Source organism: Mycobacterium sp. 1245111.1, from assembly GCF_001673405.1.
Lineage (GTDB): Bacteria > Actinomycetota > Actinomycetes > Mycobacteriales > Mycobacteriaceae > Mycobacterium.
On the sequence record NZ_LZLV01000112.1, the window covers coordinates 1 to 13,069 of the forward strand.

12 protein-coding genes and 1 pseudogene are annotated in these 13,069 nt (G+C 61.6%); 2 read left to right on the top strand and 11 right to left on the bottom strand.

From position 1 onward, the window contains the following. The 11 genes and pseudogenes from A5658_RS16565 to A5658_RS16615 all read right to left on the bottom strand — a co-directional run. Positions 1 to 432: pseudogene (locus tag A5658_RS16565) on the bottom strand (hypothetical protein); the annotation flags it as partial. Positions 433 to 461: 29 nt separating this feature from the next. After that, positions 462 to 1,712, bottom strand: a complete 1,251-nt coding sequence (locus tag A5658_RS16570; RefSeq protein WP_067337341.1) for an MlaD family protein — start codon at positions 1,710 to 1,712, stop codon at positions 462 to 464. Beyond that, positions 1,709 to 2,911: an MlaD family protein gene (locus A5658_RS16575; protein WP_067337344.1), complete on the bottom strand. Its 1,203-nt coding sequence runs from the start codon at positions 2,909 to 2,911 to the stop codon at positions 1,709 to 1,711. The genes A5658_RS16570 and A5658_RS16575 overlap by 4 nt, the downstream gene beginning before the upstream one ends. An 11-nt stretch (positions 2,912 to 2,922) precedes the next feature. Continuing rightward, positions 2,923 to 4,047 carry an MlaD family protein gene (locus A5658_RS16580; protein ID WP_067337347.1) on the bottom strand — a complete coding sequence of 375 codons (1,125 nt, stop codon included), beginning with the start codon at positions 4,045 to 4,047 and terminating at the stop codon, positions 2,923 to 2,925. After that, positions 4,044 to 5,090, bottom strand: a complete 1,047-nt coding sequence (locus tag A5658_RS16585) for an MCE family protein (protein ID WP_067337350.1) — start codon at positions 5,088 to 5,090, stop codon at positions 4,044 to 4,046. The genes A5658_RS16580 and A5658_RS16585 overlap by 4 nt, the downstream gene beginning before the upstream one ends. Then, positions 5,083 to 6,138, bottom strand: a complete 1,056-nt coding sequence (locus A5658_RS16590; RefSeq protein ID WP_067338359.1) for an MlaD family protein — start codon at positions 6,136 to 6,138, stop codon at positions 5,083 to 5,085. The genes A5658_RS16585 and A5658_RS16590 overlap by 8 nt, the downstream gene beginning before the upstream one ends. Before the next feature lie 7 nt (positions 6,139 to 6,145). Beyond that, a complete protein-coding gene (locus tag A5658_RS16595) occupies positions 6,146 to 7,702 on the bottom strand; it encodes an MlaD family protein (RefSeq protein WP_067337353.1) in 1,557 nt (518 codons plus the stop codon). Between the two features lie 8 nt (positions 7,703 to 7,710). After that, a complete protein-coding gene (locus A5658_RS16600) occupies positions 7,711 to 8,574 on the bottom strand; it encodes an ABC transporter permease (protein WP_067337356.1) in 864 nt (287 codons plus the stop codon). Position 8,575: 1 nt separating this feature from the next. Beyond that, positions 8,576 to 9,448 (bottom strand): ABC transporter permease, encoded by an 873-nt coding sequence (locus A5658_RS16605; protein WP_067337359.1) that lies wholly within the window; start codon positions 9,446 to 9,448, stop codon positions 8,576 to 8,578. A 315-nt stretch (positions 9,449 to 9,763) separates the two neighbouring features. Continuing rightward, positions 9,764 to 10,372 (bottom strand): hypothetical protein, encoded by a 609-nt coding sequence (locus A5658_RS16610; RefSeq protein WP_067338362.1) that lies wholly within the window; start codon positions 10,370 to 10,372, stop codon positions 9,764 to 9,766. A 7-nt stretch (positions 10,373 to 10,379) separates the two neighbouring features. Beyond that, positions 10,380 to 11,237 carry a mycofactocin-coupled SDR family oxidoreductase gene (locus A5658_RS16615; protein WP_067337362.1) on the bottom strand — a complete coding sequence of 286 codons (858 nt, stop codon included), beginning with the start codon at positions 11,235 to 11,237 and terminating at the stop codon, positions 10,380 to 10,382. Between the two features lie 117 nt (positions 11,238 to 11,354). On the opposite strand from A5658_RS16615, the gene A5658_RS16620 reads away from it, so the two are divergent. Together A5658_RS16620 and A5658_RS16625 are read left to right on the top strand one after the other, a co-directional pair. After that, on the top strand, positions 11,355 to 12,575 hold the full coding sequence (locus tag A5658_RS16620; protein WP_067337365.1) for a cytochrome P450: 1,221 nt from the start codon (positions 11,355 to 11,357) through the stop codon (positions 12,573 to 12,575). A 27-nt stretch (positions 12,576 to 12,602) separates the two neighbouring features. After that, a complete protein-coding gene (locus tag A5658_RS16625) occupies positions 12,603 to 13,022 on the top strand; it encodes a nuclear transport factor 2 family protein (RefSeq protein WP_067337368.1) in 420 nt (139 codons plus the stop codon). Positions 13,023 to 13,069 lie beyond the last annotated feature (47 nt).

The following is a 13,069-nucleotide window of genomic DNA, read 5'->3' on the forward strand; positions in this document are numbered from 1 at the left end:
TACCGCTTCGACGTACTCCCTGACATGACTCCAACTTTCCCAACAAGTGGAGTCTCCGGACATGCCGGGGCGGTTCACATAGGTGACGGCGGCTTGCTGGGCTTGTCGACCGGCCAGCGCTAATTGGTGCGTCTGCCACTGCTTCCAGCCGAGACAGCCGCAAGAAGCCAGTGCGATAGCGAGCAACAGCGGAAGGATGCTGCGGCGGAAATGCTGGCGCCATGGTAGCTTGCCGAGCCTGCTCAGCGTGCGCTCGCGTTTGTGCGACTTACTGTCATCTTGGTCGTCTCCAGAGGGTGCCGCTGTGTCGACGTCGGCAGTCTGCTCGTCATCGACCTGAAGGCCGGTATCTTGTTGCGTCTCATCGTGTTCTTCTGTGCCCACAGGCATTTCGGCCTCCGTAGCGGAACATTTCGCGGTCGTGGCGGCCATCGTGATCTCCTTGTCGTGGGGGGTCGGTGTTAGTGCGGCGGTTCGATCGGCAGGCCTGGACCGCCGTAGGGAGTGGGTATCGTGTAGCGACCGCGGGGTGTCGGGTCGGTTCTCCGTCCTAAGTCGGCCCCGGGAGGCGGTCCCGCAGTGTCGTCGCCGGCCGGGCGCGGAGCGTTCTTGGCTCCGCGAATGTCCACCCCGGGATCGTCGTCGCGACAGTAGGTGTACATGAACGGCTCGTAGTAGTCGGCCGCTGACGGCGATTGCGCGGGCGTTCCGTAGCTGCAGACGTAGCGGGGATACAGCTCGAAATTCGCCCACACCCCGTGGTCGTGGAAGGTGCTGGCGAGGGCGTCGAACACCGAGCCGCGGTAATCAGGGAACAACGCGTTGAGTGCTGGCACTCGCAGGTAGAGAAGCCGTGACACGGTGGCGAGGCTGCCCAGCAGTTGGACCATCGTCTCGGAGTTATCCGAGAACAAATGGTCCACGGCCGCAAGAGTTTCCGGCGTATGCGCTGTCAGGCGTCGGTACCCTGCTTGCATGTCCGCGACGCCGGACAAGGTGCGGTGAAGCTCGGTAGCGGCCGCCGAAAGACCTGCGCTCTTGTCACTGGTCAGGTTGAATACGACGCGACTTGTCTTCAGGATGCTGGTGGTTTGGGGCAGGACCGAGTCCAGGGTCGACAAGAGCATGGTGCCGCCGTCCACAATGGCCGCCAGCTTTTGCCGTCCCGCTTTGCTCAGACTCAACTCCTTTTTGATGAGCTCGATCTTTTGTGGATCGACCTGCTGGAGCAATCCGTCTGCGTCGCCCAGTAATTGAGCAAGTGAAACGGGGACCGTGGCGCGGTCGAGCCCGATCACGCTGCCGTTGTGGAGGTACGGCCCGGTATTGGAGGGGGCCTCGAAGTTGAGGTATTGCTCGCCCGCCGGCGAGAGCGCGGATACATGCACGACGCTGGCTGCCGGGATCTTCGCGTTCGACGAGATGCTCGCAACGGCGGCAGCGCCGTGTTCGGTGATGCGCAGCGATTCGATTCGTCCGATGCGCACGCCACGCAGCGAAACGTCTTGGTTGGGCAGCAATCCTCCTGATTCGGGGAGTTCTACGGTCACCGAATACGACGACGCAAGAGGCGTCACGCGTAGCGCGTCGATCATTAAATAGGCGCTGGCGATTATCAGGGTCAGCACCAGTCCGACCAGGGACAACCAAGTTTGTCGGCGGTGGGCTCCGCGCACCGTGCGGACCAGTGCGTCAGCGAGAGTGCCGGTCATCGCGGATGCCCTTCTGGCGGTGCGGGTGCTGGCGCTCTGTCGATCTGACCCGGGATGTTCGGATCCGGTATCACTGGCACCTGCGGAGAGTTCGGACCCCGCCCGACGATGCGCTCTTGCAGGCGCCACAGGGTGTATTTGAGCGATCCAACTAATTCGTTCCAGGTGTAGCGGCTCGGTCCATGCAACCCCCTATCACCGGGAAATCCGACGTCGGGTATCGCGCCCAGGGTGAGCTGGTCTACCGAAACATGCACGGAAATCGAGTTTCCGGCAGTAGCTTTCACGATCGCGGGGATCATTCGATTCAGCGGTGCCCAACTGGTGTCGGGGCTGACCGCTGCGTCGTTGGCTGATTTCGCCATTGTGTTGAGATCGCGGATCATGCTGCGGTCACCGGTTTTTGTGCCACCTATGGTCGGAAATTTAGCCAGGAGTCGACTGGTATCGCCGACCTGCACCGCGAGATCGGACAGCTGGGTGGTGTTGTCGGCAAGCGCCGATGTGGCGGGCTGGGCCGCTGCGATGAGTTCGGCGACGTTTCGGTTCTTGGTGTCGAGGTTGTGACTCAGATGGTCCAGTTCGGTCAGGGCATTCGAGAACTGTCCCGAACGCGCATCCAAAGTGCCAAGCAGCTGATTGGATTTGTGCAGCAGGTTGCCGAACGCCTCTCCGTGGTCGCCGCTCGCTTTGCCGAAGCCGTTGATGAGGTTCGTGAAATTGCGGACGGCGCCTCCGTTGACCAGAATCGCCGCGGAGCTCAACACCGACTCGACTGTCGCCGCGGCGGTGGTGGAGGGCAGCCCGATGACATCGCCGCCTCGCAGCGGCGGCGTTCCCGGGTCTGTCTTGGTGGGCGGGCGCAGCGAAACGAAGACGTCCCCCAACGGTGTCGCTGTTCGGAGTTCGGCGGTACTGGTGCGCGGCAGGGTGACATCGTCGCGGATCCGCAATGTGGTGACTGCCGTGTAGTTGTGAGCGACCATCGATTCGACCTGGCCGACGTCGGCGCCGGCCAGTTTGACTTTGGCATGCATGGGAAGGTTGAGCGCGTTGGCGAACACGGCTGTGACCGTGTAGCCGCCGGAGCTCAATCCTGGGGCCGGAAGCGGCAGACTGGCGAGACCATTGGTGGCGCAGCCCGAGCTCATCATCAGCGCCGCGATGATGGCCGACGCGGGTTTGGTGCGTGCAAACATTCTGTTCCGCATCACTTTTGGCCCATCGCGGCCAGGCCGTCCAGGACATACGTCAGCCCGAAGTCGGGTCCGAAGTCTTGAATTGTTCCAGTGCTGCATCCCAGTTGTCGCAGACCCATCAAGTTGCAGATTTCTTTGGCGTACTGGCCGTCGAAGATGAGTCGATCGGTGAGGAAGTGTGCACGTACAGCGCCGTTTTGTCGGTCGATCATGTTGTAGGCGTTGTCGGCTACCAGCGGGCCCAGGTCGAGTGTCTCTGCAAGATCACGCTTTTGGTCTTCCAGCGTTTTGACGAGGGTGGTTCCGTTGCGTGCGGCGTCGCGCAGAGTGTCACGGTGGGTGTCGAGCAGATCACCGGCACGCTGGATCAGCTGCTCGAGCCGCTTGCCGGTGGTGCCACCACCGATGTCTTCGTCAGCGACGATCTGACTGACCTGGTGGATCGTGGACGCGAACTCTCGCAGCTTTGTGTCGTTGGTGGCCGCTGCCTCGAAGAGGGAACTGATGTTTTTGACAATGGTGGTGATCTGTCCACGGGTCTGAGCGCCCCCGTCGCTACTCAGTCGGAGCGCCTTCGACAACTCATCAAGCGCGCCTTTGATTTTGGGGCCGTTGCCATCGACTACGCCGACGCCGCCGTTCAGTACGTCGGCAATCGGTCCGTTTCCGTGACCGTCGCCTTCGAGGGACTTGGTCACCTTGTCCAGGACGGCGAGAACACGGCTGAATTCGACGGGTGTTTTGGTGCGGGTGAGGCCGATGGTGTCGCGGTCGCGCAGGGTCGGACCGTTGTGGTAAGGCGGGGTGAGTTCGATCTGTCGGTCGGTGAGGATGGACGTCGACACGGTGACGGCTTGTACGTCCACCGGTATTTTGACATCTCGGTCGATGGTGAAATCGACATCGACGTACGCGCCACGGGCGGTGATCTTCGTGACTTTTCCGACCGGCATTCCGAGTACCGCGACCGCGTTGCCCTCGTAAAGCCCAGCTGCGTCTTCGAATTGGGCGGTCACGGTGATGGGAGCTGTATCGGAGGACATTACCTTCCACCCCAGCCCGAGGGCGGCGATGATCGCGACAATCGTGGCCACTGTGAGCGCTCGGCCACGGCGCCCGAGTCGGAGGTACTTCATCGGCAGTCCTTGAAGTACTGAATGAGTCCAAATTGCTTGGCGCGGCCGCTGATTGCGCACATCCATGAGTCGAAGAGCGGACCATTAGGCGCGTTGAAGCTCACCGCGTTGGCATCGCCGGTCAGATTGGCGGCTTCGCGCAGGAAGATCGGCGTCACCTGCAGCATGTTGCGCAGCAGGTCGTCGTGGTCGGCCATCATGCCGGTGAAGTCGTGCACGTCGCTGAGCAGCGCATCGACGCCTGCCCGGTCGTCGACGAGGATCTCAGCCATCGTTTCGACCAAGCTCGTCAGTGCCTGCATCATCGCGTGAAAAACCGTGCGGCGTGCCACAAGCTGGCCGAGTAGGTCATGGGCTTGATTGACCAAAGCGCCCAGACCGGCTTGTTGGCTGTGCAACGTATTCGTGACCTGCTCGGTGCTCTTGAGCAGCTCGCCGAGCTGGTCGCGGCGTTGGGCGATGATCGATGCCAGGGAGTTGATGTTCTGCACCGCCTGCGGCACGACGTCGGGCAACCTTTGAACCTGCTTTCCGAGCACGGCCAGCGATTGCGCAAACCTGTCGGAGTCGACCTGTTCGAAGGTGGTGGTTGCGTCATGCAGCGCGACTTGAAGATCGTAAGGCACTTCGGTGTGTGCGAGATCGAAAGTGTTGTCGGGCAGCGGCGCTGAGCCGTTCGGCTCGAGTGAGAGGTATCGCGACCCCAGGATCGTCGTGACCTTGATCGCCGCCTTGGAATCCTTACCTAACACGACCGTGTCACGGACCTTCAGGTTGGCCTCGACATGGTCGCCGGCGAGCTTCATGCCCGTCACCTCGCCAACAGGTATGCCCGCCAACGTAATTGGATTACCAGCGCGCAGTGAAGCGGCCTGGAGGAACTCGGCGGTGTAGTGGCGGTACCCGACGCCGGCCGCATGGATGGCGAGCATCGATCCGATCAGGATAGCTACTACCAGGACCGAGATTAAGCCCAGCCAGGTCGTGCTATAGCTTTCCAGCGGGCGACTTCGCAAGCGTTGCAATACAGATGAATCAGCCATCGGCCATATTCCTGCATCTCGGGGTGAATTGCATCTTGTTTCCCGGCGTCGCGGCATTGACGATGATGGGTACCACATCATTGAGACCTGGGAAGAAGCTCAAGAAGTTGACGTCGCACAGGTAGGCGTTGCCGAAGGCACCCTGGTTTCCCACCCGCGTCAGTCCCTTGAGCAGTAGCGGTACGTTGTCACCAAAAAAGGCCACCTGTGGTTCGACATCGATTAGATGTCGCATGAGACCTGGTTTACGGTCGACGAATTCGCGAAATGCGGGGTAGTCGCTACGCGCGTAAGTGGCGACGTGGCTCAGCGTTTTTGACAGCGAGCCGAATGAGGACTGCAGCTCAGGTCGTCGCTTGTCGAGCGCTGCGACGACTTGTCGAGTTTGGGTGATGGCGCTGTCAAAGTCGGAGTTCTGGGCGGCGAGGTTGCCCAGTACCTTGTTGAGGTTGTCGATGACCGTGCCGAGCGCCTGATCGCGGCCCGCGAATGTTTCTGCCAGAGTGGATGTTTGGCTGACCAAAGTCGCCAAAGACGATGTGTCGCCTTGCAGTGATTCGAGAATTCCCTTGGTGAGGTTGTCGGCGTCGTGGGGGTTGAGCAGGCTGAATAGAGGCTCGTAACCGTTGAGCAGCGCAGTGACGTCGAAAGACGGTTCAGTGCGATCTAAGGGGATGACGCTGCCGGGCGTCAGGGGGAGCGAGTCGCCTTGGGCGCCCAGCGAGAGTCCGAGATAGCGCTGGCCAACGATATTCTGGTACGTCACGCTGGCGATGGTGTTGGCGAACAGACGTTGGTCCCGCTGGACCACGAAGGATACCTTCGCGAGTTTTCCGTCGAGATCGACCTTTTCAACGCGGCCGACCCGCACACCGGCCACCCGAACGTCGTCGCCTTCGCGAAGCCCGTAAACATCGGAGAAAACCGCCGCGTACGGTTCCGTCGTTCCCGCCACGTCACGTCGCAGGCTTGCGTATACCAGCCACGTGACGGTGAGCGCGACAATCATGAAGAGCGAGAGGCCAATCAGCGGCGCGCGAAATCTCACAAGCACCTCATTTCGACGGGTCATTCTCGGGTGAATGAGTGACGGATACCGTCGTTCCGCGCGCTATCGGACCCAGCAGGATCTCGGCGGCGGCGGTGGCGGGTCTGCCGGTAATAACCGTCAGCATGTTTCGTTCGTATTGGCTGCCCACTGGCCCGACGTTTCCTCCGAAGGACGACGGCACCGCTCCCGCCGCCGGCGGACCCAGCAGCGGCGGCGGCGCCACAGGTGCTGGCGGCTGCGGGGGTGGTGGACCCAGATCGGGATTGGCGCTCTGCGGTACTGGTGGCGATGGGGAATGGAACGGCGGCAAGGCTGGATTGGGATCGGCCAAGTTCGGACTCGGGTTGATCAGCGGCGGGCCGACGGCGACCAGGTTTCCGTCGGGGCCGACGGTGGTGCCCGGTGGCGGTGCAAGATCTTTGGGCGGTTGGTAGTTCTGCGGCAGCAACTCTGCGGGCAGGTCGGGCTTGTTCGGAATCAGCGGTGCGGTAAAGCAACTGGGCCCTTTGAGTTCACCGTAGTGCGGGCAATCTGCCCGGCTGTAGGCGTACGTCTGGCTGAACGAGAATCGGGCTCGCATGTTGGGGGTGGCCAGCGACGGAATCCAAACCTGCTCCATGAATTTGGCCGCCACGTTGTCGAGCTTGCTGACTGCACCCACGAAGTTGCCCGACTTCATCCCCAGTATGCCCACGACTGGCGACAGGTCGCCGGTGATGTTGATCAACTGATCGATGTGGTTGCTGAACGATTCGCGCGTCGTGCCCACGGTATGGTCGGCGCCGGCCAGCAGCGCGGCGAACTGACTGCGGGTCTCGGTGAACGTTCGCATCGGCTCGACCAGCCGCTGAAGTGCATCGAGGAGGTCTGGAGCCGCCTCCTGAAGTCCGCGTGTCGCGTCGACCAGAGCCGAGACAGTGGAGGGTCCGGTGTCGGTGCCGACAATTGAATTCATTTGATCCAGTAGACGATTGAGTTGCGCACCGGCGTTCAGTAAGGGCACCCGACGATGGTCTGTGGCGGCCCCGAGTGCGGCTAGGATTCCGACGGATTTGTCATCTCGGCCTCGGCCCGCGGCTGAGAGAATGTCGCGGAGCTTAGTGACTGTGGTCTCGAATAAAACTGTCGGGAGCTGGGTATCTTCCGGGATGTGCTCGCCGGCAAGGATAGCCGTGCCGGGTCCGTTGCCGACAAGCTGTATTGAGGATACGGCGAATACGTTGCTGGGGACTACGCGTGCGGTTACCGAAGCCGGAATCGACTGAGCGTATTCAGGTTTGAGATCAATGTGGACGTAGTTGGGTTTTCCACGCGAGGCGGGTTCGACGTCGCTGACCATACCGACCAGAACACCGTGGTACTTCACGTCAGACTTCTGTGGCAGACCGTCGCCCACATTGACAAGATCAGCGACGACGCGCACATAGTTGTCGAGTCGGCCGGTGGACCGGGCCAGCAAGCCAGACGCGAGCAACGTTGCGATGATGAGTACGACCACGCCGAGGCCGAGTAGTTGCCGGTCTGAGGGGCCGCGTCCGTCGAGGTCTAGCGAGTTCGGCATGGGATGACCTAGCCCCCGAACCTTGCGCCGGCATCGACGCCCCACAGCGCCATGGTCAGCAGCATGTTGACGATGATCACGATGGTGATGCTGGCGCGCATGCCGTGCCCGGCGGCCACGCCGACGCCCTCGGGTCCGCCGCTCGCGTAATAGCCGTAGTAGCACTGGATTGTTGACGCTATCCACACGAAAACGACGGCTTTGATCAAGGAATAGATGATGTCCTGGCCGGCCAGCATCAGCGTGAAGTAGTGCAAGTACGACCCTGTCGAGCCGCCGCTGCTGATCCCCACCACGAGTTGGGTGCTCAGGTATCCGATCGCCAGGCAGGCGGTGTAGAGCGGAATGATGGCGACGATCGAGGCCAACAGTCGGGTCGCGACCAGGTAGGGGATCGGGCGAATCGCGATCGACTCCATGGCGTCGATCTCTTCAGCGATCCTCATCGACCCCAGTTGCGCGGTGAACCGGCAACCGCCTTGCATCGCAAATGCCAAAGAGGCCATCAGCGGAGCCAACTCGCGAGTGTTGACCAGCGACGAGACGAAGCCGGTCGCCGGGCCCAGTCCCAACAGGTCTAGGAAGTTGTAACCTTCGATGCCGACCAGCGCTCCGACGGTCATTCCCAGCACAACCGCCACGCCTGCGGTTCCACCGCCCACCACGATCGAGCCGTTGCCCCAGGTGATGTTGGACAGCAGCCGAAGGAATTCGTTGGGGTACTGGCGCAACGCAATTGGTATCGCCACCAGCGCCCGTACGAAGAATACGAGCATGTGGCCCAACCGGATGACGGGCTTGGCGATCCGTCGGTAGAGCCAGATCAGCCGGATCGTGAACGGCGCGAAGGGCTGGTAGGTGGCGACGGCCATATCACAGGCCCGTTCTAGGGGACAGCAAGATGTACAGCTGGCTGATGGCGACGTTGACGACCATCAGCAGCAACACGGCTTCGACCACCGCCGCGTTGACCGCGTTCGCCACGCCGGTCGGTCCGCCTTTGGTGGACAGGCCTTTTTGGCTCGCGACGACGGCCACAATGGCGCCGAAGACGACCGCTTTGACCAGCGCCATGATCATGTCACCCGTGGTCGCGAACGAGGCAAACGTCGAGACGAAACTGCCGGGTGCACCGTTTTGGAAATAGACGTTGAATATGTAGCTGGCGAAAAATCCGACGAAGCACACCACGCCGGTCAGGGCGACGCCGATCATGATCGCGGCGGCGAATCGCGGAACCACCAGGCGTCGTATGACCGACACGCCCATGACTTCCATCGCGTCGATCTCTTCGCGCATCGTGCGTGAGCCGAGGTCGGCGGTGATTGCCGATCCGACTGCCGATGCCATGAGTACCGCGGCCACCAGCGAGGCGCCCTGTCGGATCACCGCTAGGCCGCTTGCCGCGCCGGCCAGCGAGGTGGCGCCGACTTGGCCTGCGAGCAGGGCGAATTGAATCGACAGCGTGACGCTGATCGGTAGGGACACCAAGATCGTAGGCAGCACGGCAGTACCTGCCATGAACGCGCCTTGCCGAACGAAATCCTGCCACTGGAATTGGCCTGTCACCAAGTCGACGAAGAAGTATTCGAGGGTTCGTATGCCCAGGACGAACTGCTGGCCGACGGTCGACAGCGAGGCCAGCGGGTGCCGCTCGATGTAGCCGACCGACCAGTTCCTTATTGCGACGAGTCCATCGCCGTCAAGACGACCGGCGTCCAGCTCTGCGTCCTCCACTGCGGTCATGGACGATCCACTGTCGGCTCCCGACACCATCCGGAGCTGGCGACCCTTGAGACGAGGGCGTTCAGCACGGGACGACCAGTGACGATGGCAGTCCCTTGATGCGACGACGGCACGCTCCAGCGCGTTCGCACACGCCCCTCCCGAGTGCTAGTGCGCGACTGCGCGCCCCAGCTAAGGCTGGGGAGACGTCGTCCGCACTGACACAGTGTGTAACAATTGAACAATATTTGACCTGCTGACTATAGCGGGGTCCCCGGGGCAGCTCAACGGAACCGGGGAGAAAGGCAAGGATCTAGGAAAGACCAGGCGTGGTATTCAGGCCCCGTTGCACACAGTCGAGTCTCGGATGGTGTTGCCGTAGACGTTGGCGATGGCGATGTTGGCGTTGATAACACCGGAAACGTCTCGTTGCCGCATCTTGGCGCTGATCTGGGTGAGCTGGTACCAGAGGTGGTACAGCGAATCACCTTGATACAGCGGTGAATACTGATTCTTGTCGTAGTTGACGACGTAGAGAGTGTGGACCCGCGTATCGAGAAAAGCAGCTGATCGGTCCACGTTGGCGACCACCGTATCGCCGGATGGCTGAATACCGGGCGCTGACCAGACGTCGTGGTGATCCCCGAGGGCGTGCTGAAAGGCCAAGACCTGGCCCATAAGCTGGTCGTACTGAGCGTCGAACCATTGGCAGGATTCGCGCTCGGCGTTGACCTGTTCGACCGTGACGTGACTTTGCCACACGTTGTACGGAAAAGCCGAGTAGTTCGGTTGCCACTCCGAGGGGTGCGGCTCAAACACCGGCAATGGTTGGGGGACTTGGTAATCAGCGCGTGCTCCGGCAGGTATTGCGGTAGCGGTGAGATATAGCAGCACTGCAATCTCGGCGGCCACTCGCCCAACACTGCGGTATGGCTGCCGCAGCATCGGAGGCTTACACACCCATCTTCAGCCCAGCGCCGCCGTCGATGAAGAGCTGTTGTCCGGTGAGGTAGCGAGATTCATCGGAAGCGAGATAGACGACTGCGTGAGAGACATCCTCAGGCTCGATATAGGGGATCGGCATTGCCTGCAGAATTGGGAAGACGACCTCAGCGTCTTCACGGCTCGGTTCGGGTAGGTCTGGGCGAAAGACTCGATACATCGAAAGATTGTGCAGCATATCGGTATTGACGCTGGTCGGGTGAACCGCATTGACCCGGATATTGTGCGGGGCCATTGTCAGCGCCAACGCCTTGGTGTAGTCGCGCACCATCTTTTTCGCCATTCCATATCCAGCACCGCCGGGGCCTTGCGGCCCACCGCCGGTGGCCAGATCTTTCTGGTCAACTAATCCCGCGATAGAGCCCGTCACAATGACAGAGCCGCCAGCGGTGAGGTGGTCGAGGCCGAGATGCACCGTGTTGACCACTCCGACAAAGTCGACGTCGAAGGCGTCGATGAACCCGCGATAGGGAATGTGGTTGCCCTGCGGGCAGATTCCGGCATTGGCCACTACGACGTGCAGACCGCCGAGCTCGGCGACAGCGGCATCAAGAGCCTTCTTGAGCGCACTGCGATCGCGGACGTCCACCACCGCGGCAACCACGCGCCGCCCCGACTTCTCGACGAGCTTTGCGGTCTCGTCGAGGTCAGCTTGAGTCGCAAGAGGGTACTCGTTGGATTCGATATTGGCGCAGATGTCGAGGGCGATGATGTCGGCACCTTCGTCGGCCATGTGGACCGCGTGGCTGCGGCCCTGACCGCGGGCTGCGCCGGTGACAACAGCCACCTTGCCGGTGAGACGGTTCATCTACCCCTCCATTGGGGACGGCGGACAGAACATCGATGCGTTGGATGATAGAACACTCAGTGTTAATCTGTCACATGTGGTCGTGTCGCCGGGAGCTGCCGTGGGCGCTGATGCCGTATGACGGTCCAGCAGGAGCAGATCGGGCTGGAGTTTTTCGCCGACGCCAACATTCAAAACCCGTATCCGCTGTATGACCGGATGCGAGCGCAGGGGCCGGTGCACCCAATTGCCGATTCGGGCTTTTACGCAGTCTGTGGCTGGGACTCGATTACCGATGTGCTGGCGCGACCCGAAGACTTTTCGTCGAACTTGACGGCGACGATGACCTACGCGCCAGATCGCGGTGTCTCGGCATACGAACTCGACCGACTCGGCGGCCCGACCCACGTGCTGGCGACCGCCGACGACCCATCTCATGCGGTCCACCGCAAAATGCTGGTTCCGCAGCTGGCGGTCAAACGCATTGGCGCAGCAGAGGATTTCGTCGCCGAAACCGCTCAGCGTTTGTGGCTCGACGCGCTAGGCAGTGACGGTATCGAGTGGATGAGCGCAATGGCGAACCGGCTGCCGATGATGGTGGTGGGCAGAATCCTCGGTGTGCCCGACCACGACGTCGACATGCTCATCGCATCCGGTCTCGCGATGACTCAACTGCTCGATGGCCTCGTTGACGCGGTCGGCCTGGCTGCGGCGAGTGCGGCGGCCACGGAGCTTCACGCTTACATCGGCGAGCACTTCGAGAGCGCGGCGGCCGACCCCGGTGACAACCTCATGGGCGACCTGGCGATCGCCTGCGCTACCGGTGAGCTCGATGACTTTACCGCCCGGGTCATGATGCTCACCCTATTCAGCGCCGCGGGGGAGTCCACGGCATCGTTACTGGGAAGCGCCATGTGGGTATTGACTAGCCAGCCCGACATCCAGCGTGAACTGCGCGCTGATGGTGGCTTGCTCGGCGCCTTCATCGAGGAGACGCTTCGTTACGAAGCACCGTTTCGCGGTCACTATCGTCATGTCGTCCACGACACCACCCTCAGTGGAGTCACCTTGCCCGCAGGTTCGCGCCTGTTGCTGCTGTGGGGCGCAGCCAACCGTGATCCTGCTCATTTCGACGCCCCCAATGAATTCCGGTTGGATCGACCGAAAAGCAAGAGCCACCTCACATTCGGAAAGGGCACCCACTTCTGCGTGGGCGCGGCGCTGGCCCGGATGGAAGCCCGGATCGTGTTGGAGTCGGTGCTTGCCCACACCGAATGGATCGACGCCGTCGACACCGGCCGCTGGCTGCCGAGCATCTTGGTCCGCAGGCTCGAGCGACTGCGGCTAGCGGTCACGTGAGACGTCGCCTAACGGGAAGCGACGACCATGGCCGGTGATATCGACGTCGTGGCGTTCCACGAACTGGCGCAGGCGAAAGCACGCTACTGCCGGCTGCTGGATAGTAAGGACTGGACGGGGTTGAGCGAATTGCTCACCGAAGATATGGAATTCGACCTCAGCGACAGCAATCCCGACGTACCGTCCATCACCGGACGCGACAATGTGCTCGATGCCGTGCAGACGTCAGTTGCCGGCGCCAAGACCGTGCATCAAGTCCACGCACCGGAATTCGATCTCCACGGCGACGAGGCCTCGGTCATCTGGGCGGTCCAGGAGCGAGTTGTGTGGGACAACGGCACATCGCTGACGGCTTTCGGCCACTACCACGACCGTTGGGTCCGCGTCGCAGGTCAATGGAAGATCTCCGCGCTACGCCTGACCCATTTGGTCATGGAGTTCGGGTAATCCGATGAACGGCATCGATTCCCGCCGAAATCTCGGTGCTGCCACTG

Bases quoted from the DNA above. Each gene is read 5' to 3' on its own strand.
- A5658_RS16620 (WP_067337365.1), top strand. From the start codon at position 11,355: ATGACGGTCCAGCAGGAGCAGATCGGGCTGGAGTTTTTCGCCGACGCC.
- A5658_RS16580 (WP_067337347.1), bottom strand. From the start codon at position 4,047: ATGAAGTACCTCCGACTCGGGCGCCGTGGCCGAGCGCTCACAGTGGCC.
- A5658_RS16600 (WP_067337356.1), bottom strand. From the start codon at position 8,574: ATGGCCGTCGCCACCTACCAGCCCTTCGCGCCGTTCACGATCCGGCTG.
- A5658_RS16610 (WP_067338362.1), bottom strand. From the start codon at position 10,372: ATGCTGCGGCAGCCATACCGCAGTGTTGGGCGAGTGGCCGCCGAGATT.
- A5658_RS16605 (WP_067337359.1), bottom strand. From the start codon at position 9,448: ATGACCGCAGTGGAGGACGCAGAGCTGGACGCCGGTCGTCTTGACGGC.
- A5658_RS16615 (WP_067337362.1), bottom strand. From the start codon at position 11,237: ATGAACCGTCTCACCGGCAAGGTGGCTGTTGTCACCGGCGCAGCCCGC.
- A5658_RS16625 (WP_067337368.1), top strand. From the start codon at position 12,603: ATGGCCGGTGATATCGACGTCGTGGCGTTCCACGAACTGGCGCAGGCG.
- A5658_RS16595 (WP_067337353.1), bottom strand. From the start codon at position 7,702: ATGCCGAACTCGCTAGACCTCGACGGACGCGGCCCCTCAGACCGGCAA.
- A5658_RS16570 (WP_067337341.1), bottom strand. From the start codon at position 1,712: ATGACCGGCACTCTCGCTGACGCACTGGTCCGCACGGTGCGCGGAGCC.
- A5658_RS16585 (WP_067337350.1), bottom strand. From the start codon at position 5,090: ATGGCTGATTCATCTGTATTGCAACGCTTGCGAAGTCGCCCGCTGGAA.
- A5658_RS16575 (WP_067337344.1), bottom strand. From the start codon at position 2,911: ATGTTTGCACGCACCAAACCCGCGTCGGCCATCATCGCGGCGCTGATG.